The organism is Rhodoferax sp. WC2427, from assembly GCF_040822085.1.
GTDB lineage: Bacteria > Pseudomonadota > Gammaproteobacteria > Burkholderiales > Burkholderiaceae_C > Rhodoferax_B.
In genome coordinates, this window is the sequence record NZ_CP162006.1 from 2,711,614 (window position 1) to 2,734,751 (window position 23,138).

At 63.1% G+C, this 23,138-nt stretch carries 26 protein-coding genes; 11 read left to right on the top strand and 15 right to left on the bottom strand.

The window, feature by feature from the left end; genetic code table 11:
• Positions 1-13: 13 nt before the first annotated feature.
• The 7 genes from AB3G31_RS12825 to AB3G31_RS12855 all read right to left on the bottom strand — a co-directional run bounded on the left by AB3G31_RS12825 (position 14) and on the right by AB3G31_RS12855 (position 6,013).
• A complete protein-coding gene (locus AB3G31_RS12825; protein ID WP_367846471.1) occupies positions 14-1,654 on the bottom strand; it encodes a hypothetical protein in 1,641 nt (546 codons plus the stop codon).
• 2 nt (positions 1,655-1,656) lie between these two features.
• Positions 1,657-2,073: a hypothetical protein gene (locus AB3G31_RS12830; protein ID WP_367846472.1), complete on the bottom strand. Its 417-nt coding sequence runs from the start codon at positions 2,071-2,073 to the stop codon at positions 1,657-1,659.
• A 3-nt stretch (positions 2,074-2,076) separates the two neighbouring features.
• Entirely contained in the window at positions 2,077-2,334 is a 258-nt protein-coding gene (locus AB3G31_RS12835) for a hypothetical protein (protein ID WP_367846473.1), read from the bottom strand.
• Between the two features lie 19 nt (positions 2,335-2,353).
• Positions 2,354-3,955 carry a hypothetical protein gene (locus AB3G31_RS12840; protein ID WP_367846474.1) on the bottom strand — a complete coding sequence of 534 codons (1,602 nt, stop codon included), beginning with the start codon at positions 3,953-3,955 and terminating at the stop codon, positions 2,354-2,356.
• A gap of 17 nt (positions 3,956-3,972) precedes the next feature.
• A complete protein-coding gene (locus tag AB3G31_RS12845; protein ID WP_367846475.1) occupies positions 3,973-4,215 on the bottom strand; it encodes a hypothetical protein in 243 nt (80 codons plus the stop codon).
• A gap of 158 nt (positions 4,216-4,373) precedes the next feature.
• A complete protein-coding gene (locus AB3G31_RS12850; RefSeq protein ID WP_367846476.1) occupies positions 4,374-5,324 on the bottom strand; it encodes a hypothetical protein in 951 nt (316 codons plus the stop codon).
• A 176-nt stretch (positions 5,325-5,500) separates the two neighbouring features.
• On the bottom strand, positions 5,501-6,013 hold the full coding sequence (locus AB3G31_RS12855) for a hypothetical protein (protein WP_367846477.1): 513 nt from the start codon (positions 6,011-6,013) through the stop codon (positions 5,501-5,503).
• Between the two features lie 275 nt (positions 6,014-6,288).
• On the opposite strand from AB3G31_RS12855, the gene AB3G31_RS12860 reads away from it, so the two are divergent.
• From AB3G31_RS12860 to AB3G31_RS12880, 5 genes are all read left to right on the top strand, one after another.
• The gene (locus AB3G31_RS12860; RefSeq protein WP_367846478.1) at positions 6,289-6,561 is read left to right on the top strand and encodes a hypothetical protein; all 273 of its coding nucleotides are present in this window, start codon (positions 6,289-6,291) and stop codon (positions 6,559-6,561) included.
• Between the two features lie 41 nt (positions 6,562-6,602).
• A complete protein-coding gene (locus AB3G31_RS12865) occupies positions 6,603-6,827 on the top strand; it encodes an addiction module protein (RefSeq protein ID WP_367846479.1) in 225 nt (74 codons plus the stop codon).
• 20 nt (positions 6,828-6,847) lie between these two features.
• Complete coding sequence (locus tag AB3G31_RS12870) at positions 6,848-7,126, top strand: hypothetical protein (RefSeq protein ID WP_367846480.1); 279 nt, start codon at positions 6,848-6,850, stop codon at positions 7,124-7,126.
• Between the two features lie 9 nt (positions 7,127-7,135).
• Positions 7,136-7,750, top strand: coding sequence for a flavin reductase family protein (locus tag AB3G31_RS12875; protein ID WP_367846481.1), 615 nt, complete (start codon positions 7,136-7,138; stop codon positions 7,748-7,750).
• Between the two features lie 172 nt (positions 7,751-7,922).
• Positions 7,923-8,807, top strand: coding sequence for a hypothetical protein (locus tag AB3G31_RS12880; protein WP_367846482.1), 885 nt, complete (start codon positions 7,923-7,925; stop codon positions 8,805-8,807).
• Between the two features lie 102 nt (positions 8,808-8,909).
• Here AB3G31_RS12880 and AB3G31_RS12885 read toward each other — a convergent pair whose 3' ends face one another.
• The 4 genes from AB3G31_RS12885 to AB3G31_RS12900 all read right to left on the bottom strand — a co-directional run bounded on the left by AB3G31_RS12885 (position 8,910) and on the right by AB3G31_RS12900 (position 11,772).
• Complete coding sequence (locus AB3G31_RS12885) at positions 8,910-9,740, bottom strand: anti-sigma factor (RefSeq protein ID WP_367846483.1); 831 nt, start codon at positions 9,738-9,740, stop codon at positions 8,910-8,912.
• Complete coding sequence (locus AB3G31_RS12890; RefSeq protein WP_367846484.1) at positions 9,737-10,243, bottom strand: RNA polymerase sigma factor; 507 nt, start codon at positions 10,241-10,243, stop codon at positions 9,737-9,739. Before AB3G31_RS12890 ends, AB3G31_RS12885 begins: the two co-directional genes overlap by 4 nt.
• 7 nt (positions 10,244-10,250) lie before the next feature.
• A complete protein-coding gene (locus tag AB3G31_RS12895) occupies positions 10,251-10,622 on the bottom strand; it encodes a hypothetical protein (RefSeq protein WP_367846485.1) in 372 nt (123 codons plus the stop codon).
• A gap of 61 nt (positions 10,623-10,683) precedes the next feature.
• A complete protein-coding gene (locus AB3G31_RS12900; protein ID WP_367846486.1) occupies positions 10,684-11,772 on the bottom strand; it encodes a YeiH family protein in 1,089 nt (362 codons plus the stop codon).
• 120 nt (positions 11,773-11,892) lie between these two features.
• Between AB3G31_RS12900 and AB3G31_RS12905 the strand changes: the two genes are divergently transcribed.
• Together AB3G31_RS12905 and AB3G31_RS12910 are read left to right on the top strand one after the other, a co-directional pair.
• Positions 11,893-12,837, top strand: a complete 945-nt coding sequence (locus tag AB3G31_RS12905; RefSeq protein ID WP_367846487.1) for a LysR family transcriptional regulator — start codon at positions 11,893-11,895, stop codon at positions 12,835-12,837.
• 26 nt (positions 12,838-12,863) lie between these two features.
• The gene (locus tag AB3G31_RS12910; protein WP_367846488.1) at positions 12,864-13,433 is read left to right on the top strand and encodes a glutathione peroxidase; all 570 of its coding nucleotides are present in this window, start codon (positions 12,864-12,866) and stop codon (positions 13,431-13,433) included.
• Positions 13,434-13,510: 77 nt separating this feature from the next.
• Here the strand turns inward: AB3G31_RS12910 and AB3G31_RS12915 are convergent, their stop codons facing one another.
• A complete protein-coding gene (locus AB3G31_RS12915; RefSeq protein WP_367846489.1) occupies positions 13,511-14,146 on the bottom strand; it encodes a response regulator transcription factor in 636 nt (211 codons plus the stop codon).
• On the bottom strand, positions 14,143-15,498 hold the full coding sequence (locus tag AB3G31_RS12920; protein WP_367846490.1) for a cache domain-containing protein: 1,356 nt from the start codon (positions 15,496-15,498) through the stop codon (positions 14,143-14,145). The genes AB3G31_RS12915 and AB3G31_RS12920 overlap by 4 nt, the downstream gene beginning before the upstream one ends.
• 157 nt (positions 15,499-15,655) lie before the next feature.
• Between AB3G31_RS12920 and AB3G31_RS12925 the strand changes: the two genes are divergently transcribed.
• Positions 15,656-17,758 (top strand): carbon starvation CstA family protein, encoded by a 2,103-nt coding sequence (locus AB3G31_RS12925; RefSeq protein WP_367846491.1) that lies wholly within the window; start codon positions 15,656-15,658, stop codon positions 17,756-17,758.
• 58 nt (positions 17,759-17,816) lie between these two features.
• Positions 17,817-17,963 (top strand): YbdD/YjiX family protein, encoded by a 147-nt coding sequence (locus AB3G31_RS12930; protein WP_367850344.1) that lies wholly within the window; start codon positions 17,817-17,819, stop codon positions 17,961-17,963.
• Positions 17,964-18,783: 820 nt separating this feature from the next.
• Here AB3G31_RS12930 and AB3G31_RS12935 read toward each other — a convergent pair.
• Both AB3G31_RS12935 and AB3G31_RS12940 read right to left on the bottom strand, forming a co-directional pair.
• Positions 18,784-19,557 carry an anti-sigma factor gene (locus tag AB3G31_RS12935; RefSeq protein ID WP_367846492.1) on the bottom strand — a complete coding sequence of 258 codons (774 nt, stop codon included), beginning with the start codon at positions 19,555-19,557 and terminating at the stop codon, positions 18,784-18,786.
• Positions 19,558-19,567: 10 nt separating this feature from the next.
• On the bottom strand, positions 19,568-20,161 hold the full coding sequence (locus AB3G31_RS12940; protein WP_367846493.1) for an RNA polymerase sigma factor: 594 nt from the start codon (positions 20,159-20,161) through the stop codon (positions 19,568-19,570).
• A 145-nt stretch (positions 20,162-20,306) separates the two neighbouring features.
• Here AB3G31_RS12940 and serB point away from each other — a divergent pair, with 145 nt between their 5' ends.
• Together serB and AB3G31_RS12950 are read left to right on the top strand one after the other, a co-directional pair.
• Positions 20,307-21,020 (top strand): phosphoserine phosphatase SerB, encoded by a 714-nt coding sequence (gene serB, locus AB3G31_RS12945; protein WP_367846494.1) that lies wholly within the window; start codon positions 20,307-20,309, stop codon positions 21,018-21,020.
• A gap of 183 nt (positions 21,021-21,203) precedes the next feature.
• A complete protein-coding gene (locus tag AB3G31_RS12950) occupies positions 21,204-23,126 on the top strand; it encodes a PrkA family serine protein kinase (protein ID WP_367846495.1) in 1,923 nt (640 codons plus the stop codon).
• Positions 23,127-23,138 lie beyond the last annotated feature (12 nt).

Consider the following 23,138-nt stretch of genomic DNA (forward strand, 5'->3'; position numbering starts at 1 on the left):
CTCCTGCGGAAGATTAAAGCATCACTATCTGACCATTGACGATAGTGCCGCTGTTCTGTGTGTTGACTTGTGCAGGTAGCAAAGTGCCCGACGCGGTACTAGCATCCCATACTTCTGCTAGTCCAGTGGTCACATCGGCAGCGGCGGAACCTAGTGCCGCGATAGAAAAACGGGTTGCGGCTTCTGACAAGTTCAATTGCCGGTTGTAAACCCTGGCACCAATAAATGCCATTCGCAACGGGTCGGCCCAGCCACTGCCGTTTTGCCACGCACCGATACCGGTACGGTGACCTGAAACTGATGCAATATTTGTCGCCAGCGGCTTCACGCGCTGCTTTACAAGCACCCCATTCACAATTAGTTTCCACCCCCCCGCGCCATCGTGGGTAGTGATAACGTGCTGCGCCGCACCGTACTTCCCGAGAATCCCCGTGCGCCAAGCGCAGGTATCTAGGGGTTTACCTATGCCAATTTGCGGCAACGGGACAACCATGTACTGCCCACCTGGCCAAAAGAGCTCCGTAGTGGTCTCATCTGTTGCGACCAGCAGCGACGCCCAAGAATATCCATTGGCGGTGTCTATTGGGCCAAGTCCTCGACCGATTAACTGCCCAATCTTGTTGGACAGACCCGGCACGAAAGGGATGCCAAACCACTCGACTGTCATGGCGCCAGAAATATTCAACGTAGCGTCTGATACGCCGCAATCAATGACACTGGCAATATCTCGGCCAGGCAGATACACGGCCTTTTTACCCGACGTGATAATAGTTGGCGCTTCAGCAGGAGTTCCATCCACGCCACCAAAGACAATGGCCTTAAATGGAACTCCGGATACGCCACCAAAGCCTGTGCTGAATGAAATATTCCCAGAATTTAATACTGCATCGTTTGCCACTGCTGCTGTCGCACCCATGGGCAGCGTTGTGCCCACCACTGCAATCCGGGCTTGATTTGTCTGCGTAGCGTCATCGCGGTAGATAAACGCGAACTTCGGGTTTGGCATTGCGATGGTGACAGTTCCCGAAGATCCGGTCCCGGTCCATGCTACTACTTCGCAGCTTGTAGACGCACTAGAGACAAAAACACCATCAATGCCTTCGCCAATACCGTTCGCAGAGTCGTACTGATTGACGTTGTTGACGCTCGCGGCAAGCGTGACTAGCCCCGAGGTTACTCCCGTAACAGGCTCCCCAGCCAGGGTTGCCCCATCCAGGCCACGCCCCGCCCCACCGTTAAGCGGCGAAACGCGCAAAATGCCTGACAACGCATTATCGCGCTTGATAAACATGGCTTTCGGGGTAAATCCTTTTTGCAGTGCGATCGGTAAAGCGATAGCTCCACGACCAAGCCAAGATTGCGTTTCTAAGTCGTCAGTAGTGTCTTCACCTAATGCGCCCCATATAAAGTTAACGCCACTCGCCGCAACTTTTGCGTCGGTTCCGAGGCGAATCGTATTTCCGACGATGCGAATCAGGTTATTGCCGCTTTCCAAATTAGACATTCCAACAGAGCGCCCGCACCACTGATTTGGCGTGTGGAACATTCCGTGAAGTGCCTGGTCACCTTTGATAAATACGACCTTGGGGGCGAATGCCAAAGTTATGGTGCGGCGCGCACCGTTACCGGTAAAAGTTCCAGAAGTTACAAGCATGCTCAGGCCCCTATCACAAAGTCGAATGTGGCTGTCCCACTGAATGCGGCCCAAATACCGTCCTGGCAATACGTCGGATTCGTCGCAAGCGTTGCAGACTGGCCGCTAGATAGCGCGCCGGTAAACAGCACGGCACCTGATGCTGCATATGGATTGTCATAAACAGTCAAAACGATAGAGGTGCCTGCCGTGCAACTGATGCCTACCAAGGTTCCGTAGGAGCCTTTCACGCGACCTGTTGCTGTAATCGAGACTGTTCCCGCATTTGCTGGCAATGAGGGCAGATTGGAAATAACTGCTTGATAAACCCCCAGCACTTTGACCCAGATACCAACAGCCGCAGAGTAAATGCTGGATTTCTTGACGCTTACGCCCACAATTGGCGAATATGTGCCAGCCTTCTTCGCATAAATCGTCATGATTTATACCGTCTGGATGTAGATCGTGCCATCAGGACGACCGTCGGCATTATTGGGAGCTATCGCCGAAACGATAATCCCACCCCCATCCACCAGGGATCCGTCTGGCTTCTTGATCCCAACGATGGTCTTCCCGTCCGCCCCGCCATAAACCCACAACGGCGGTGGATTTCCCATCTCGTCCACGTGTTCCGCTTCAAAAGAGCCGGGCTGTGGTTTGGTAGGGTCAGGCTGATAGATCCGTGTGTGTTTCAGTGCCATCGATCGCTCCAGTTAAATCTCAATATCCCAACAGCACAGGCGCTTCACCCAGCAGGCTTTCGCGCGTGGTCTTGCGCTGCTGGATCACCACCGGCGCGTCGGCCAGGCCGCGCGTCAGCAGGGCGTACACGCCCGCGCACACGGCATCAAACAAGTCGTCGCCCACCTTTTGGTCCACCATCTGGAAGCTGCTGTAGCTGGCCAGGGTAGGCAGCGCTTTCATGTTGCCCAGCTGGCGCATGAAGGTCAGCCAGGCGGGGTCTTCGCGGTCGTCGGTGGTGTCTACGTAGGGAAAGGCGGCGCGGTTGTTGTGGAAGGCCTCGCGCACGGCGCTGGCCATCACGTGTTTGGTCATGCCCTCGAAGCGCAGGGGGGCAAACGCCCAGCCGCCCCAGGCGCTGGCATTGCTTTGCCCCTCGGCCACGGTTTCGCGGTTGATCTCGGTCAGGCCGCGGCGGAACAGGTCGTCGTTCACCGCGGTCATCATGCCCACGCCGTAGGCATCGCCGATGGCGTAATCCGGGCGAAAGTAGTCCCAAATGGCCACGATGTCCTGGCGCAGCGTGGCATCGCTGGTTCCGGGCGGCCACAGCTTCACATAGGGGAAGGTCAGCCAGTTGCCCATCACTTCCACGATCACCAGCGCGCTTTTGGAGGCCTCGGGGGTTTCGCCATGGCCGGTGTGGTCGTAGCCCAGGCCGATCAGGCCTCTGCGTTTGTAGCGTTGGCCTGGCAGGGGTTCGGCACGCTGTAGGCCTGCTTCCAGGCCCAGGGCGCAGGCCCGGCGGATATGTTCTTCCCAGATCCAGTTGCGGGCCTTGATGTTTTTGCACAAAAACTGGCGGATCCACTCTTCAGGGCTTTGCTGGGCCTGCATGGACTTGGCCCAGGCGGCATCCACCATGCCCATCTCCACCCCCAGGTGGATGTTGACGGCGGGCAGCACGTGGTACTCGCCGGTGTTGATCAGCCGCTGCAGCACGTCCGCGCCCTTGTACACCCCGGTGATACGGATCGACGGCTTGAACTTGCCGGTGTTGGCCGCCACTCCCGGCCTCCGCGCCGCTCCCAGCATGGGCAAAAACCGGCTCATCAGCCGGTCTTGGGGCATGTCGTCAATTTCTTCCAGGCTGCCAATGGTCAGCGAGTCGCCATCGATCTGACTCATGATCCCGTAGATGGTGCACATGCTCAGGTTGACGAACTGGAAGCCGGTGTCCTTGAGCTGGCTGCGCCCGTTCACGTAGTTGATGAACGCCCGCAGCATCTCGCTGCGCTTGATCGCGTCCGTCATGTAGTTCAGGTTGTTCTGGCTCTGCTGCATGCGCGGTGCCACGATGCCGCACTGCTGGTGCGAGTCGGTGGCCAGCATCTCCAGGTTGTAGAGCTCTTTATTGAACGTCTTGCCGGTGCGCCGTGAGCTGAAGTCCACGGTGTTGTCGTGGAGGTCCATTTCCTGCATCTTCAGGCATTGCATCGGGTCTAGCTCGACGTTGTGCACGTGCTTGTGCCACAGGGCGTGCGGCCGCAGGCCGGTCACCGCATCCGGCACAGCAAAACGCATGATCTCGCGCTCGGCCACGATGGAGCTTTTACGGCGGTCGGCTGCGGTGTTGCGCATGTCAGTACGTCGCTGGACTATTTACCTTCGGGGCGCTTATCCAAGCCCTTTTCGGCCAATACCGCGGCCAGGTCGTCCACATGGATACAGTCAACCATGCAGGCATAGTCATTCGGCTGTTGGATTGCCGCGATGTTGCCGTTGCAATAGTCATTTCCAGGCGTCGCGCTGTGAAGCACGCCGAAAGAAACAACCTTCCCTCCGTCCAGTTTCACGATCTTGTCGCCGTTCTTTGCCTCGCGGCCATTTCGGTAATGCATTTTTCAGTCCTTTGGTTGGGGAATTTGGTCACTCGGTGCCGCCGTGACCTTGTGGCGGTGGGGGCACTCGATGTGTGAGCACTCCCATAGATGGTTTTCACCAGCGGGTAGCTGTGGCCTGGGTTTGTATTGGCAGACCTGGCATGGGTTGGGCTTCTTCACGTTTTGCCCTCCCGCGCCTCGTGTGCCACCAGCACAGGGTCTTCCTGGGTCGTTTTGTGTGCCCGGGCCAGCATTTCGCGGGCAGTGCCCATGGCCAGCTCCATGCGCTTGCCGAAGCCCTGCAGGGTTTCCTGGGTCTCGGCATCCAGTTTCAACACCCCGCCACCCTTCTCATCCTCGGGGTCGGCGGTGCGCGCCGTCATGCCCAGGTCGTTCATGCTCAGGCCCAGGCGGTTCACAAAATCGGTAATCGACTTCAAGGCCGGGTGCGCGCTGAGCTCGTACACATTGCGGCGTTCACCGAATTCATCCAGATAGGACAACGTGACGCAATTTCCCTCCCGGTCTAGTTCGACCTTGGGCACCTTCAGCGTTACGCCGTCGGCCAGCACGCCCTGCATCAGCATCTGCAGCATGGCCGTCAGCCCCGCTTGCAAGTCGGCGTGCACGCCGGCCAGCACGCGCGGGTTGCGCGACTCGAAGGCGGCGTGGTGCAGCATGAAAATCTCGGTCTGTTTGACGCATGCCGCCTGGCCTTCGCACCATCCACGGTTTACCTCGCACTGCGCGCAAAAGCTGTAACCGTCCGGCTTGGCCGGAAAGTAGGTGGCCGTCTTGGCCGCCATGCCGTGCTTCATGGCGTTGAACCGGGTGCGCCGCTGCGCTTCGCTGTTGGGGTGACCCGCCAGGTTCTGGCCCACCTTGGCCAGGCCTTCGGCCGTGCGCGGCCCGGTAGCCGCCTGGTGCGCCCGCATTAGGTTGCGCGCCCAGGCCGCCTGCGGCTGGTGCTCGCGCTGGCAGCGCGGGCAGGTAGCAAAGTACCGGTGCGGGTGGTGCTCGTCGTCCGGCGCGTCCTCGATCAGGTCCGGCTGCGCCTCCCAGGCGTGCCGACACCCGCCGCAGCGAAAGTTCACCGTATCGAGTGGAGCCGTCCAGTCCTGTGCCATAGGCGGCCATGGTCGGCCAGACGGCACGCCAAAAAAAGGGGGGTAATTTGGCAAAAAAATGGGCAGCAGAGCCAAGCCCCACCGCCCAAATTGACCGTTATCGGGTCAAGGAGACACGCTGCCTACAGCGCAGCCCCAATGTAGTCAGCCCGATAGGGCAAAACAAGCAAAGTCAATTAGCGGCCCAGTGAAAAGCATCGTGCAATCGGCCCAGTCCCCTTTAAAACCTGGTCACGGGTCAGGTCGGTGTACCCATCAGGGACAAACGGGCCACCAGCCACACGGCGAAATGCAATGGAGGATCGACCACCGGTAAGAACCCAAGCTCGATCTTGGTACGCGAAATCCAGGCGACGAATCTGCATGATGCCTTTGCCATCGGCAGGTACATCAAGATCATTGGCAGCGAGTGCATCGGGCGCTGTACCAAAGGCAGCAGAGTCGGTGAGTTCAAGGAAGGCAGAAAACGGTGATACCAACGAGTCGGTTCGCTTTACGTCATAGGTCGATTTCATGGGCGACCACACACGCTTCACCCAATTTTTATTTCTTTCAACGAAATCGACCTCCACCACGGACCGATTTTCAAAAGATTGGCGGCATTGCGACACCAGGGCCTCGAAATCCTTCAAAGGCTCGGCAAATGAATTTGCGCAAAACAGTACTAAAACCACCGCCAAAGTCTTCATTTCCGCCCTTTTCTTGCAAAAGTGGCACTTTAGCAGCGCAAAAAGATTCGTAGTGACTCTCGGACGACTCTGCAGCGTTTCTGCAGTAAATCTAGAGTCAAGCAGCCATACGCAAAATTTTCGGCCAAATCTGAGGACGTAGAATCTCCACTCGCCCGGTTCGTACTGACTCTCGGACCGGGAGCCAGAAACAAAAAAAGCACTTACCCCTCCCGGTTAAGTGCTTTTTTTATGTCCAATTCACCCCGCAGTAAATGCAATTACCGAAAGCACACATGTTCGACCCCAACGGCCAATGGATTCCCCTTGAGACCTACGACGACTTCGACAACGGCCTGGGCGAACTGATCGACCTGTGGTCCAGCGCCGACAAGTCCGTGACCCCCAAAATCAAGCAAGCCGCCCTGGCCCACTACAAGGCCGACCTCGAAGCCGCCACCCTCCAGTGGGCCGACAACAAAGCCAAGTCCAAGAAATACGCCGCCATCGCACTGGAGCTGGCCGAGTTTGAAGACGTGCTGGTCAACGGCGCGGGTCCTGCGGCGTAATCTGCTGCCCAATGTGAGACCCAATGTGGTAATGTTTTGCCATGAACGCCCACATCTTGCAAGAACTCGAGAACCTGAGCAGCGCTGAAAAGCGCTCGCTGAGCGAAGCCTTGATCGTCAGCGCCGACAGCGAGGCCTCCGGCGCTTTGCTCACCGAGGCCCAACGTGCAGAGCTCCGGTCGCGGCTGGCCCACCACCGGGCGCACCCCGATGAGCAGGGCCTGGATTTTGCCCAGCTGAAAGCCCGACTAGCCACCTCTGCCTAGGTCAGGTCATCTACAAGCCCTTGGCCCAGTTGGAAGTGGCCGAGGCCTTCCAGTGGTATGGCCAGTCGCACATCAAAATGGGCGAAGACTTTCTGGCCGAACTGGAACGCACCGACAGATTTTTGGCCCGCAACCCCTATCTCTGCCCTTGTGTGGAACTGGAAGTCCGGCGGGCCAATCTCACCCGCTTTCCCTACGCGCTGTTTTGTGCCATCGACGGCGACACGGTGAACGTGCTGTCGGGCTTTCACCAGCACCGCAATCCCTTGTCCAGAGCCGCGCTTTTGGGCTTGACTTAGCCACCACCCATGCCCATCCACTCCTACCAACCCCGCCACGGCCACGGTCTGCCGCACGATCCGTTCAACGCCATCGTCGGGCCCCGGCCCATCGGCTGGATTGCCTCGCACAGCGCCACGGGGGCCTTGAACCTGGCGCCGTACAGCTTTTTCAACGGCTTCAACTACACGCCACCCATCATTGGTTTTGCCAGCGTGGGCTACAAAGACACGGTGCGCAATATCGAGGCGACCGGGGAGTTTGTGTGGAACCTGGCGACGCGCACCTTGGCCGAGGCCATGAACCAGACCTGTGCCGCCGTGCCGCCGGAGGTAAGCGAATTCGGGCTGGCAGGGCTGACCCCGGTGGCATCGCAGCTGGTGGCGGTGCCGCGGGTGCGGGAGAGCCCGGTGGCGTTCGAGTGCCGCACCACGCAGATTGTGCAGTTGCAGGCCGCCAACGGCGACAAGGTGCCGACCTGGCTGGTGCTGGGCGAGGTGGTGGCGGTGCACATCGACACCGCGCTGCTCAAAGACGGGGTGTACGACACGGCCCGCGCCGGGCATATTCTGCGCGGCGGCGGCCCGGCAGACTACTTCCACATCGGGCCGGAGCAGCTGTTCCAGATGCGCCGCCCGGTTTAAGAAAAACCGGCCGCTGGCGCGCATCCCGCCTGCGCCTCACCATCAAAATACATAGCGCAGCAGCACCGGCCCGGCACACCGGTATTTTTCCTACACAGCTTACCCAAACTGTCTGACAGCAGGCGGGCGGGCGCTCGGCAATCATCGCTCCACACAACTTCTGGAGACCTGTATGAGCCGCCCCTACCCTGCCACAGCCGATGACCTCGGCAGCTTGGCCACCACCGTCCCCACGGCCAGCGCCGTGTCCTGGGGGGCGATCCTGGCGGGTGCTGCTGCCGCGGCGGCCCTGTCGCTGATCTTGCTGATGCTGGGCGTGGGCTTGGGCCTGTCGTCGGTGTCGCCCTGGGCCCGGGATGGGGTCAGCGCCAGCACCTTTGGCACCTCCACCGTGGTGTGGATCACGGTGACCCAGGTGGCGGCTTCGGCGTTTGGCGGCTACCTGGCCGGGCGGCTGCGGCAGCGCTGGGCCCACACGCACAGCGACGAGGTGTACTTTCGCGACACCGCGCATGGCTTTCTGGCCTGGGCGATTGCCTCGCTGGCGACGGTGACCTTGTTGGCCTCGGCCGTGGGCTCCATCCTCGGCAGTGGCGCACAGGCCGTGGGCACCGCGGCCGCGGCTGGCGCGCAACTGGTGGCCAAAGCCGACAGCGCAGACACCCCCATGGGCTATTTTGTCGATAGCTTGTTCCGCAAGGAAGGGGATGCAGCGGTGGCAGACCCTGTCTCGGCAGCCCCGCTGATCGAGGTCGGCCGCATTTTTGCCACCAACCTGCAAGCCACCACCCTGCCCCCGGCCGATGCGCGTTACGTGGCCCAGCTGGTGGCACAGCGCACCGGCTTGCCGCAGGCAGACGCCGAAAAGCGCGTCAACACCGTCTATACCCAGATGCAGACCCAACTGCACAGCGCCAAGACCACCGCACTGGAGGCCGTAGAGAAGAGCCGCAAGCTGTCGGCCTACGCCGCCCTGTGGCTGTTCATTGCGCTGCTGATGGGGGCCTTTGTGTCCAGCTGGGTCGCCACCTACGGCGGCCGCCAGCGCGATCTCTAAACCACTCCGTCCCCCGACCTTTTAAATTTTTTGGAGAACAGCATGCGTTCACTGCTTTTGTACCTGATCGGAATTCCCATCCCCATCATCATCTTGATTGCGCTATTTGTCCGATAAGCCCGCTCCGCCCGGCACCAGCTGCCGGTACACCTCGTGGGCCACGCGCGCCAGCTCAGGCTTGGGCACGCTGCCCGACAAGGCGTAGCCAAAGCTTTTGTCCACCCAGTAGAAGACGTTGACCGGGCCGTCCTGGCCGAACTGGAAGGCGGTGGCGGGCTGGTGGGGCAGCGTGGGCGCTTCGTGCGTGAGGTATAGCGTGAGGCGCTGGCCGCTGGCATCGGCGTACATGAACTGGGCCACTGGCCCGCTGTCACCGGGCAGCAAACGCCCGCCCAGCAGCGCATAGCCGATGGGCTGCAGGCTGGGCACGGTGACCGCCGTCCCCAGGCGCTTGGACAGCCAGGCCACCAGGTGCTGCTCCTGGTCGGCGCTGACCTCCACCGGGTGCCGTACCTCGGGGCTGAACACCACATGGGCCACAGCGGCGCGCAGGGCAAAACCGGTCAGCGCGGGCTGTGCCGCCTGCGGAGCCAGCGCCAGCGTCGGCTCGACATGGCCGCGCACAAACCAGGCCGATGCGGCGCTGACCACGGCAATCGCCACGCCCGCGGCCAGGCGTTGGCCGTACCAGGGCGTGGTGGGCACACGGGGCAGCGCTGCCCGGACCAGGCGCGGCGGCAGGGTTTCCGCCAGCACCGGGGCGAACAGCGTGCGCAGGCCCCGGGTCTGGGCACGGTAGGCGGCCAGGCGCCGGGCTTCGTCGGGGTGCTGGGCCAGGTAGGCCTGCACAGCATCCTGGCGCTCGGGGGCCAGCTGGCCGTCGGTATAGGCCTGCAGCTCGGCTTCGGTGATCGGGGGGTGCTCGGGGGTCATGGGACAACTTTCAGGTGCACCGGTTCGGCGCGGCCTTCCATCAGGGCGCGCAGGCGCTCGCGGCCACGCGACAGGCGCGACATCACCGTGCCGATGGGGATGCCCAGGGTGCTGGCGATGTCGGCATAGGCCATGTCTTCCAGCGCCACCAGCAGCAGGACCTCTTGTTGCTCGTGCGGCAGCAAGGCCAGGGCGGCCTGCAGGTCCAGCACATCCAGGCGCTCGCTGTGGCTGCCCGCGACAGGACTCTCGGGCATGGCATCGTCCAGATCCACGGTGGCCAGCCGGGGGCGGCGCTGGCCGTCTGCGTGCAGGTTGTGCATGATGCCGAACAGCCAGGCGCGCATGTCGGCCACACCGCGCCACAGGCCGGATTTGGTCCAGGCGCGCTCCAGGGTGTCTTGCACCAGGTCGTCGGCATCTTCGCGGTTGCGCACCAGGGCCCGCGCGTAGCGGCGCAGGCGCGGCACGGCGCTGAGGAGTTGCAGGTCGTCCTGGGGCATCGGTCCCTTATTTCGCCAGGTGCCAAACATCCTTGAAGTTATCGCCCATGCGGTCGGTGGCGGCTTTGTCGTTCTGGAAGTAGTACAGCGGCTTGCCCTTGTAGGCCCACTGCTTGCCACCGTCGTCGCGGGTGACCAGGGTGAAGCCGTCTACGGGCTGGTCGGCGGCGCTGGCCATCAGCGGCGGCCACAGAGTGGCACAAGGGCCGCTGCAGGCGCTTTTGCCGTTGCCCGCCATGTCTTTGTCAAATGTGTACAGCGCCATGCCATTGGGGCCGACCAGCACACCACCGGCCATTTTGGCGGGTGCATCGGCGGCGCTGGCGGCCAGTGCCGCACAGCCGAGCAAAAGGGCTGCAGCAAAGGATTTGGTGAACATGGTGTTGAACTCCTTGGGTAAAACCAGGCAAGAGCGCCTATGCCTGGGTAGACGCAAAGTGTCAGCGGTTTATTCCCGCCGGCGCAGAAATAATTTCTGCGACCCCATGCTGGATGCCCGCCCCGCCGACCACCAGCCAGGCAAACAGCAGTCCGGCCAGCAACAGCGGCCGTACACCCGCGCGGCGGATGGCGCCCAGCTGGGTCGATAGGCCCAGGGCCGCCATGGCCATGGCCAGCAGCACCGTATCCACCTGGTTGCCCACCGCCACCACGGATACGGGCAGCCACTGCAGCGAATGGAACAGCACCATGCCGACAAAGCCCACAGCAAACCACGGGATCGCCAGCGGCTGCGGCGCCGCTTGTGCCGGTGTGTGGGCGCCCTCGCGGGCCAGCCAGGCCGACAGCGCCAGCAGCACCGGGGCCAGCATCATCACCCGCACCATCTTGGCGATCACCGCGGCATCGGCCGCCTCGGGCCCGATGGCGCGGGCCGCGGCCACGACCTGCGCCACCTCGTGGATGGTGGAGCCCGTGTAGATGCCAAAGCCGTGGGCGCCGCCCGGCACCCACTGCGCCTGCAGGTTCCAGGCGTACAGCAGCGGGTAGACAAAGGTGGCCAGCGTGCCAAACACCACCACCGTGGCCACCGCCACCGTGACCTGCTCGGCCCGGGCACGCAGCACCGGCCCGGTGGCCATCACCGCGGCGGCGCCGCAGACCGCGCTGCCCATGCCGACCAGCATGGCGGTGTTGCGGTCCAAGCCCAGCCAACGGGTGCCGACCCAGCAGGCCAGCGCAAACGTGGAGCCCAGCACCAGCGCATCCACCAGCACCCCGGCCAGGCCCACGCTGGCCATGTCCTGGGTGGTCAGGCGCAGGCCGTACAGCACCACGCCCAGGCGCAACAGGCGCTGCTTGGCAACATGCACCCCGGGACCACTGGCCCCGGCCCAGCGCGGGTAGACCGTGTTGCCCACCAGCATGCCCAGCACGATGGCCAGGGTCAGCACGCCCAGTCCGTGCGCCTGGAAGCTGGGTAGATCGCCCAGCACCATGGCACAGGCCGCCAACACCGCGCACAGCGCCAGCCCCGGCAAGAGGCGCAAACCAGGGGCAAATATGGGTGTGAGAAGCGTGGCGGTCATGTGGCGGGTGGGGTGGTTTCAGGGAATGGAGCGGACTGTAAAGAGCCCTCTTCAAACCGTCCAACAGCTTGTTTCTGTAATATGTATCTACACAATCGTTATATAGAAAGCCCCGCCGCCATGGATGTCCTGCGCCTGACCCTGCGCCAACTGCAGATTTTTGTGGCCGTGGCCCAGGGTGGCAGCACCACGGCGGCCAGCCTGGCGATTGCGCTGTCGCAGTCGGCCACCAGCTCGGCCGTGACCGAGCTGGAGCGGCTGCTGTCGCTGCAGTTGTTTGACCGCGTGGGCAAGCGCCTGTTGCTCAACGACAACGGCCGCGCCCTGCTGCCGCGCGCGCTGGCCTTGCTGGACGGGGCGGCGGGCATCGAGCAGATGGCGCGCGATGGTGGCGACCAGGCCCAGTCGCTGCGCATCGGGGCTAGCACCACCATCGGCAACTACGTGCTGCCGCCGCTGCTGGGTGGCTGGGCGGCCTGGCAGGCAGCGGCCCAGGCCAGCGCCTGGCAGTCCCGGGTGCAGATCGGCAATACCGGGCAAATAGCCCGCGCGGTGGCCGACTTTGCGCTGGACGTGGGCCTGATCGAAGGGGCCTGCCACGAGGCCACGCTGCAAGTCACGCCCTGGCTGCAGGACACGCTGGTGCTGGTGGCCGCACCCACGCATCCGCTAGCCCAAGAAAATATCGCCACGCTGGACGGCCTGCGCGAAGCCGTGTGGCTGCTGCGCGAGCCCGGCTCCGGTACCCGCGAAACCACCGACCAGGCGCTGCTGCCGCACCTGCACGCCTACCGGCGCAGCATCGAACTCAACAGTTCCGAGGCCATGCAGCAAGCCGCCGTGCACGGCCTGGGCATTGCCTGCCTGTCGCGCTGGGTGGTGCAGGACAAGCTGGCGGCCGGGCAATTGCGCTGCCTGCAAACGCCGCTGCCCGCCATCCAGCGCCAATGCCACCTCATCGTGCCGCGCCACAAGCAGACCACCCCGGCGCTGCAGGCTTTCATCGCCTTCGCCACCAGCTTTGCAACAACCCCTGGCCATGCTGCGCTGATGCAAAAGCACTAGAGTTAGCGGCACACCAGGAGCCCGCCATGCACCCCACTTTCTACGCCCTTACCTTCGCGCTGGCCGCCAGCAGCCTGCCTGCCGCCGCCCAAAGCGCCACCCCACCCGCTTCCTGCCCCGCCGTGCTGCAGCACCAGTTCCCGCGCCTGCAAGACGAAGCGCCGCAGAACCTGTGCCAGTACGCTGGCCGTGTGGTGCTGGTGGTCAACACCGCCAGCTACTGTGGCTTTGCAGGCCAGTTCGAGGGGCTGGAGGCGCTGTACGCCAAACAAAAAGACAAGGGCCTGGTGGTGCTGGGCTTTCCGTCCAACGACTTCGCGCAAGAGGCCAAGACCTCCAAGGAAATTGCCGACTTCTGCTACAACACCTATGGCGTGAAGTTCCCGATGATGGGCAAGTCGGTCGTGTCGAGCGCGGGCAAAAATGCGTTTTACGCCCAACTGGTCAAGGCCACCGGCCAGGAACCGCGCTGGAACTTCTACAAGTACCTGATCGACCGCAAGGGCCAGGTGGTGGACAGCTACAACTCCATGACCGGGCCCGACAGCCCCAAGCTGCTGGCGGCCATCGACAAGGCTTTGGCCCAGAAACCATAGCAAAATTCAAGGCATCCAATCGGCACCCTGCGCTCATTCCATCAGCGTGAGCAGCTCTTTATTCGATAGCAATTTCTTCAATTTTTGCTGTTTTCCATCGCAAACCGCAGCAGCGCGGCACTGCTGTCCAGGTGGAAGCGCTGGCGGATGTTGGCGCGGTGGGCGTCCACGGTGCGAAAGTCGATGCCCAGAAAGCGCGCAATCTCCTTGCTGGTCAACCCCTGGGCCACCAGGGCCAGCACTTCGGCCTCGCGGGCCGTGAGGCTGGGCTGCTGCTGGCGGCGCTCCAGGGCGCGCATCAGCCCCGCGGGGTAGTGGGTGGAGCCGCCCATCACCGCCTCGATGGCCTGGACGATCACCTCCACCTCGGACTCTTTCACCACAAAACCGGCGGCACCCGCATCAAAGGCCTGCAGCATGTGCTCGTCTTGCGTGGAGGCGGTAAACACCACGTAGCGGATGCCCGGCTGGCGCGCGCTCAGGCGCTCAATCAGGGTGATGCCGCTGGTGGGCTGCATGCGCAGGTCGGTGAGCACGATGTCGGGCTGGCTTTGCTCGGCCAGCACCAGGGCTTCTTCGGCGCTGCGGGCCTGGGCCACCACCTGCACCGGCGGGCCGTAGGTGGTGAGCAGGCTGACCAGACTGTGCAGCACGATGGGGTGGTCGTCCACGATCAGCAGCTTGATGGGGGGGCGCGTAGCGGGGGATGTCACAACTTCAAGGCTTCCGGGGGTAGATGGGCGGTAAGTACGGTCGCACCGGGCTCTGACTGCAGGCTGAACTGCCCGCCCAGGGTGGCGATGCGCTCGCGCATGTGGGTCAGGCCCAGGCCCTCGCGCACCTGGCGCTGGCTGGCCTGCACGTCAAAACCGCGGCCATCGTCGTGCAGCGCCAGGTGCAGGCCTGCAGTGCCATGCCGCAGTTGCAGCACCACCTGGCGGGCCTGGGCGTGTTTTTCCACATTGCCCAGCGCCTCTTGCAGCACCCGGAACACGGCGGTGGCCACGGCGTCGGGCAGCTGCGGCAGCGTGTCCACCCGGGTATCCACCGCGATGCCGGTGCGCTCGCCGAATTCGCGGGCAATCTGGGCCACGGCACCGGCCAGGCCCACGTCGTCCAGCAGTGTGGGGCGCAGGTCGTGCGAGATGCGGCGCACGTCGCGCATCACACCCTGCATCAAGTCCAGCCCGCTGCGCAGCGTGGCCGGTGCATCGGCCTGCCCGCGCTGCACCTGCACCAGGGCCGACTCGAAGACAAACTTCACCGACACCAGCCACTGGCTGATGCCGTCGTGCAGCTCGCGCGACACGCGGGAGCGCTCGGCCTCTTGCGACAGCACCACCTTCTGGGCCATAGCGCGCAGCCGGGCATCGGCGGCGCGCTGCTCCACCAAATTCAAGGCAAATCCGCCCCCAGCGACCAGCAGCAGGGCGGCGAGTGCTATCAAAAGTATCTGGTTGCGGGTTTGCACAATGGCCGCCGCGGTGGAGCTGGTGATCAGCGCCTGGGTTTCCTGCAGGTGGTCCAGGTACAGGCCGGTGCCCACCACCCAGCCCCAGGCCGGGATGAATTCCACATAGCCCAGCTTGCGCTCCACGCGGTGGGTGGAGGGCCGGTTCCAGGGGTAGTCCACAAAGCCGCCGCCGCCCTGGGCCCGGGCCACCAGCTGCTGGATGGTCAGGCCGCCCGCGGCATCGCGTAGCTCCCACTGGCTGCGCCCTTCCAGCTGCGGCAGGCGCGGGTGCATCAGGCTGTTGCCGTTCTGGTCGTAGACAAAAAAGTAGTTGTCTTCGTCAAAGTCCATGCGCCGCAGCAGCGCCAGGGCCTGCTGCTGGGCGGCGGCTACGTCGCCTTTTTGCTCCACCAGGGTGGCGATGGCGCGCAGGCCCACGCGCACAAAATGCGCCAGTTCGTCCTTGCGGGCCTGCAGCAGGATGGGCTGCACCGCCGCAATCTGGGCCTGGGCCAACTGGTCGGACTGCTGGCGCACCGTCCAGGCCACCGCCGCCATCGCCAGCAGCAGCGGCACGGCGGCCAGCAGCAGCACTTTCCACCGTAAACGCATCGCCATCCTTTCGGTTTGAATGCCAATGGTAGACCGCCGGGGTCTAGGGAAAACGCTTACGTATTCACACAGAGCGGCGCTCCGCACTAGCACCAATGCCTTGGCGTGTCGCGGAATGAATACTCATGGAGTTCATTTTTAACAACGAGACAAGAGCATGCACACTCCGACAAAAAGCTGGACCCAGCACGCCCTGTGGGCGCTGGTAGCCCTGGGGGGCGCGGGGGCGCTGGCCACCATTGCGCTGCACCGGGGCGAAACCGTCAACGCCCTGTGGGTGGTGGCCACGGCGATTGCCGTGTACCTGATTGCCTACCGCTACTACAGCCTGTTCATTGCCGATACGGTGCTCAAGCTGGACCCCGACCGCCCTACCCCCGCGGTGCGGCTCAATGACGGACTGGACTACGTGCCCACCAACAAATACGTGCTGTTTGGCCACCACTTTGCAGCGATTGCCGGGGCCGGCCCGCTGGTGGGCCCGGTATTGGCCGCGCAAATGGGCTACCTGCCCGGCATGCTGTGGATTTTGGCGGGCGTAGTGTTTGCCGGGGCGGTGCAGGACTTCATGGTGCTGTTCATCTCGACCCGGCGCGATGGCCGCTCGCTGGGCGACCTGATCAAGTCGGAGCTGGGCGCGGTGCCCGGCGTGATCGCCTTGTTTGGCACCTTCATGATCATGGTGATCATTTTGGCGGTGCTGGCGCTGATCGTGGTCAAGGCGCTGGCTGACAGCCCCTGGGGCACGTTCACAGTGGCGGCCACGATTCCGCTGGCGCTGTTCATGGGCGTGTACACCCGCTATATCCGGCCCGGCAAGATTGGCGAGGTGTCGGTGATCGGCTTTGTGCTGCTGATCGCCTCTATCGTCGGTGGCGGCCAGGTGGCAGCCAGCCCCGAGTGGGCACCGCTGTTCACCTTTGACGGCAAACAGCTCACCTGGATCTTGATTGCCTACGGCTTCATTGCCTCCGTGCTGCCGGTGTGGCTGCTGCTGGCCCCGCGCGACTATTTGTCCACCTTCTTGAAAATCGGCGCGATTCTGGCGCTGGCCATTGGCATCGTGGTGATTGCCCCCGACCTGAAGATGCCCGCCGTCACCCGCTTTGTGGACGGCAGCGGCCCGGTGTGGGCGGGCAGCCTGTTTCCGTTTTTGTTCATCACCATCGCCTGCGGCGCGGTGTCGGGCTTTCACGCGCTCATTTCTTCGGGCACCACGCCCAAGCTGCTGGAAAACGAGGCCCAGGCCCGCTTTATCGGCTACGGCGCGATGCTGATGGAGTCGTTTGTGGCCATCATGGCCCTGGTGGCCGCGTCCATCATCGAGCCGGGCGTGTACTTTGCAATGAACAGCCCGCTGGCCGTGCTGGGCCCCACGGCCGAGAGCGCCGCGCAGGTGATCTCGCAGTGGGGCTTTGTGGTCACGCCCGAGATGCTGCTGCAAACCGCCCAGGACGTGGGTGAAACCACCATCATCTCGCGCGCCGGGGGCGCACCCACGCTGGCCGTGGGCATGGCGCAGATCTTCTCGCACATGGTGGGCGGCAAGGCCATGATGGGCTTCTGGTACCACTTTGCCATTTTGTTTGAAGCCCTGTTCATCCTCACCGCGGTAGACGCGGGCACCCGCGCCGGGCGCTTCATGCTGCAAGACCTGCTGGGCACCTTTGTGCCCTCGCTCAAGAAGACCGACTCGTGGATCAGCAGCGGCCTGGCCACCGGCCTGTGCGTGGCCGCCTGGGGCTACTTTTTGTACCAGGGCGTGGTCGATCCGCTGGGCGGCATCAACACCCTGTGGCCGCTGTTTGGCATCTCCAACCAGATGCTGGCCAGCGTGGCGCTGATCCTGGGTACCGTGGTGCTGTTCAAGATGAAGCGCGAGCGCTACGCCTGGGTGAGCATGCTGCCCGCCGCCTGGCTACTGATTTGCACCATGACGGCTGGCTGGCAAAAGCTGTTCGATGCGAACCCGAAGATCGGCTTCCTGGCCCACGCCGCCAAGTACCGCGACGCGCTCGACCAGGGCAAGCTGCTGGCCCCCGCCAAGGCCCTGGAGGACATGCACCGCGTGATCGTCAACGACTACATCGACGCCACGCTATGCGCCTTCTTCATGGTGGTGGTCGTCAGCATCCTGTTCTACGGCATCCGCGCCTGCCTGGCCGCCCTGCGCGCCAGCAAGCCCACCACCCGCGAAACCGGTGCGCCCGTGGTGATGCCGGTGCGCATGACCGCCCCCAACGCCCGCGCCCGTGTTTAAAGACCTCGCCAGCCTGGGCCAGAACCTGGGCAGCTATTTGGGCCAGACCGCCCGCCTAATGGTGGGCGTGCCCAACTACGACACCTACGTCGCCCACCAGCGCAGCCAGCACCCCGACCAGCCGGTGATGGGCTACGAAGCCTTCTTCCGTGAGCGCCAGGAGGCGCGGTACGGGGGCAAGGGGCGTGTGGGGCGGTGTTGTTGAGTTTTTGGGGTGTTTTTAGGTGTTGAATGGGCTGCTTGCGCTGATGGAATGGGCGGTAGCAGCTCTTATTTTGATAGTGGAAAAGTGTAGCGGGTGGGGTTTTATTTCGATCCCTGGCCGGGATGTGCGCCCGGCGGCGCAGTAACTTTCTTTTGCTTGGCCAAAAGAAAGTCACCAAAGAAAAGGCCACCCCCACTGCCAGCGCCCCGTCGCTCTCGCGCCGGGGAACCTGCGGTGCTCGCCACCGATGGGGTCTGGCTAAACTCGCTGCGCTCAAACAACGCCAGCCCTGGTCCATCGCTAGCTGCGCTCCTCGGCGCATTGCAGAGGGGGACCCCGGGGAGCGGGATCGGCCCGGCGCAGCCGGGCATCGCGCCTAGGGCGCGAGCTGGTCGGTGTTGGTGGTTGTGCAATCGATTCGGCTATCGGCTGGCGTGCCGATCCCAGTTTCGTGCCCTAGGCACGATGGGGCGCTGCGCGCCCCCGATCCCGCATTCGGGGTCCCCCTCTGTCGCAGCCGAGGAGCGCAGCTTTGGGCGGAAAAGGGCTGGCGTTGTTTGAGCGCAGCGAGTTTAGCCAGACCCCGCACAAAGTGAGCACCGCAGGTTCCCGCAGCGACAGCGGAGGGCGGAGACAGTGGGGGTGGCCTTTCTTTTGGTGCCTTTTCTTTGGCCACACAAAGAAAAGGTACTGCGCCGCCGGGCGCAACTCCCGGCCAGGGATCGCAATAAAAACCACCCCGCTACACTTTTCCACTATCAAAATAAGAGCTTCTCACGCCTACTCCACGGGCGCTAGCAGCTATTTCCATCCCAAAGCCCTACAGCATCTTCTGAATCAAAGCCCCCGTAAACAGCACCGGCCCAGTCGGCCCGCCCGCGCTAGGCACACCGCCCTTGGGCTCCAGGCTGATAGCCAGGGTGGGGACTTGCTGGACGTCGCCCTCGCCCGCCGGTAGGCGCAGCAGCTTGTCGGTGCCCAGCACGCCCAGTGAACGCGGCCCGCCCTGGGGTGGCAAGGCCCACAGCTGCAGCGACTTGTCGCTGGCTTCCTGGTAGCCGCCCACGCGCTGCAGCAGCAGCTTGTTGCTGCGGGCATCGAAGGTCACCAGCATGGAAGGGTCGGCCTTGCCGTCGGCCAGCACGGCCACGTATTTGATTTGCGGGGTGGCCAGCAGCTGGGTTTGCAGGCTGGCGATCTGGGTGCCCAGTTGGGTGCGTTGGTCCACACCCAGCACCATGGCGACGATGGCCGCAGCCACACCGGCCGCCGCCGCGCCGCGCCAGACGAACAGGTTCCGCCACCAGCCGCCAGCGGCAGGCGGGACTGCATGGGCATCGCGCATGGCCTGGCGCTCTACGTCGGCCTGCACCAGGTTGTCAATGCGCGTCCACACCGCCGGGGCGGGCTGGGCGGGGATTTGCAGTTCGGCCACACTGCCGATGCGGGCCTGCCAGATCAGGGCGGCGGCGCGCACCGGGGCCTGTTCGCGGGCCAGGGTTTCAAAACGGCGCCGGGCGCCACCGCGCAGCGTGCCCAGGGCGTAGCTGGCAGCCAGTTTGTCCAGGAGTTCAGGGTGTTGGGGCAAATGCATGGTGCGCTCCTCAGGCAAACCGGGCCATGCAGGTGCGCAACTGCTCCAGCCCGCGCCGGATCCAGGTCTTCACCGTGCCCAGCGGCAGCTTGAGTTGTTCGGCGAGTTCGCCATGGCTCAGGTCGCGCAGGTAGGCCAGGCTGACCACTTCGCGCTGGCGGTTGTCCAACCGGCCCATGCACTGGTGCAGCGCCCAGGCCTGCTGGCTGGCGTGGGTGGTGTCCATGGGGTTGGGGCTGTCGCCCTCCAGCGTTTCGGCCATGACTTCGTCGAGCTCCTGGGTCACGCCGCTGCGGTCGGCCGTGCGGCGGCGCAAAAAGTCCAGCCCGCGGCTGCGCACGATCAGCCCCAGCCAGGCCATGGGCGGGCTGAGGGTGGCGCGGTAGTCGCCGGCAGCACGCCAGATGGTCATGAAGGCCTCTTGCAGCACGTCTTCGGCCCATTCGCGGTTGCCCACCACGCGCACCGCCAGGCCGTAGAGCTTGGACGAGGTGTGCTCGTACAGGGCTTTGAGGGCAAGGGCATCGCGTTGGGCGACGCGGTCCAGCAGTTCCATGAGTTCGGTGTCCGGGTTGAGGGAATAGGCGGGTGTAGGTGGGCTCATGGGCGGATTGTCAGACATATCCAGATACAAACCGCCATGCAGGGAATACGGAGCCCACAGGCTTTTGGATTCAACCCGCCCGGGCGGCGGTCGGCGGGGCCCCTCGGCTCAAGCAAAATACGGCATCTTTTCAACCGTATCTGCCATGCCTATCCCGCAAGAAATCTCCCCCGGCCTTGTCCTCCAAGGCATCACCCCCCCGCTGCGCCTGGCCGACTTCAAACTGATCGCCTTCGACATGGATTCGACCCTGATCAACATCGAATGCGTGGACGAAATAGCCGATGCTGCGGGCCGCAAGGCCGAGGTGTCGGCCATCACCGAAGCCGCCATGCGTGGCGAAATCACCGACTACAAAGAAAGCCTGCGCCAGCGCGTGGCCCTGCTCAAGGGCGTGAGCGTGGCCAGCATGGAACAGGTCTACAGCCAGCGTCTGCAACTCAACCCCGGCGCGGCGGCATTGGTGGCGGCCTGCAAGGCGGCGGGCATGCAAGTGTTGCTAGTTAGCGGCGGCTTTACATTTTTTACCGACCGGATTCGTGACTTATTGCACATAGATGCCACCCGCTCCAACCACCTGGAAACCGAAAACGGGCTGCTCACCGGCCGCATGGTCGACCAGCCCTGGGGCGATATTTGCGACGGTGACGAGAAGCGCAAGATGCTGCTGGAAACCTGCGCCCAGATGGGCATCGGGCCGCACCAGGCCATCGCCATGGGCGACGGCGCCAACGACCTGCCGATGATGGGCGTGGCAGGCCTGTCGGTGGCGTACCACGCCAAGCCTGCGGTGCGGGCCCAGGCGATGGTGGCCATCAATACCGGTGGCCTGGACCGCCTGTTGGAGATACTGCACTAAACCAGTGCCCCTACTCCACACACATCGGGGCTAAGGCTCTATGATGATTTACGAGCTGATTAAAAACACACAAGACCGATGCGGCGCGCTGCGTTGGTCTTAAAGCATAAACAAAAGAACTTCCTACGAGCCTTGCGACTCAGACCCATACGACCCTACACAGCACAACACTAGGAGAATGCCATGACCATTTTCACCCGCTACCAAGGCCGATTTACCGCGGCACAGGAAGAGGAGATGTCGGTTCAAGAGTACCTGGAGTTGTGTAAGCGGGACCCGTCGGCCTATGCCAGCGTGGCAGAACGCATGCTGATGGCGATCGGCGAGCCAGCGCTGGTAGACACCCGCACCGACCCGCGCCTGTCGCGCATCTTTGCCAACAAGGTGCTCAAGGTCTACCCCAGCTTCAAAGACCTGTATGGCATGGAAGAGGTGATCGAGCACATCGTGTCCTACTTCCGCCACGCAGCGCAGGGGCTGGAAGAAAAGAAGCAAATTCTGTATCTGTTGGGCCCGGTGGGCGGCGGCAAGTCGTCGCTGGCCGAAAAGCTCAAGGCGCTGATCGAAAAGGTGCCGTTCTACGCCATCAAGGGCTCGCCGGTGCACGAGTCGCCGCTGGGGTTGTTCAACCCCAGTGAGGATGCGGACCTGCTGGAGTCCGACTACAAAATCCCGCGCCGCTACCTGGGGACCATCATGAGCCCCTGGGCCGTCAAGCGGCTGCAGGAATTTGGCGGCGACATCACCCAGTTCCGGGTGGTCAAGCTACGGCCCTCGGTGCTGTCGCAGATTGCCGTGTCCAAGACCGAACCCGGCGACGAGAACAACCAGGACATCTCGGCCCTGGTCGGCAAGATCGACATCCGCAAGCTGGAAACCTATTCGCAGGACGACCCCGATGCCTATTCGTATTCGGGCGGGCTGTGCCTGTCGAACCGGGGCATTCTGGAGTTTGTGGAAATGTTCAAGGCCCCCATCAAGGTCTTGCACCCCCTGCTCACTGCCACCCAGGAGGGCAATTACAAGGGCACCGAAGGCTTTGGGGCGATTCCGTTCGACGGGCTGATCCTGGCGCACTCGAACGAGGCCGAATGGCAAGCCTTCAAGAACAACCGCAACAACGAGGCTTTCCTGGACCGCATCTACATCGTCAAGGTGCCCTACTCCTTGCGCGTGTCGGATGAAATCCACATCTATGAAAAGCTGCTGGAGAACTCGTCGCTGTCCAAAGCGCCCTGCGCGCCCGACACGCTGCGCATGCTGGCCCAGTTCTCGGTGCTGTCGCGCCTGAAAGAGCCCGAGAACAGCAGCAGCTTCTCGAAGATGCGGGTCTACGACGGCGAGAACCTCAAAGACACCGACCCCAAGGCCAAGAGCTACCAGGAGTACCGCGACTTTGCCGGGGTGGACGAGGGCATGACCGGCCTGTCGACCCGCTTTGCGTTCAAGATTTTGTCGCGGGTGTTCAACTTCGACCACCGCGAGGTGGCCGCCAACCCGGTGCACCTGATGTACGTGCTGGAGCAGCAGATCGAGCAAGAGCAGTACCCGCCCGAGGTGGAAGAAAAGTACCTGCGCTACATCAAGGAATTTTTGTCGCCGCGCTACGCCGAATTCATCGGCAAGGAAATCCAGACCTCTTACCTGGAGAGCTATTCCGAGTACGGGCAAAACATCTTTGACCGCTACGTGGTCTACGCCGACTTCTGGATCCAGGACCAGGAATACCGCGACCCCAACACCGGCGAAATGCTGGACCGCAGCGCGTTGAACGACGAGCTCGAAAAAATCGAGAAGCCCGCCGGCATCAGCAACCCCAAGGACTTCCGCAACGAGGTGGTCAACTTTGTGCTGCGCGCCCGTGCCCGGCAAGATGGCCACAACCCGCTGTGGACCTCCTACGAGAAGCTGCGTGCGGTGATCGAGAAGAAGATGTTCTCCAACACCGAAGAGCTGCTGCCGGTGATCTCGTTCAACACCAAGGGCAGCGGTGAAGAGCAGAAGAAGCACCAGGATTTTGTGAACCGCATGATCACCAAGGGCTACACCGAGAAGCAGGTGCGGCTGCTGTGCGAATGGTATTTGCGCGTCCGTAAGTCTTCATAACTGCCACCCACC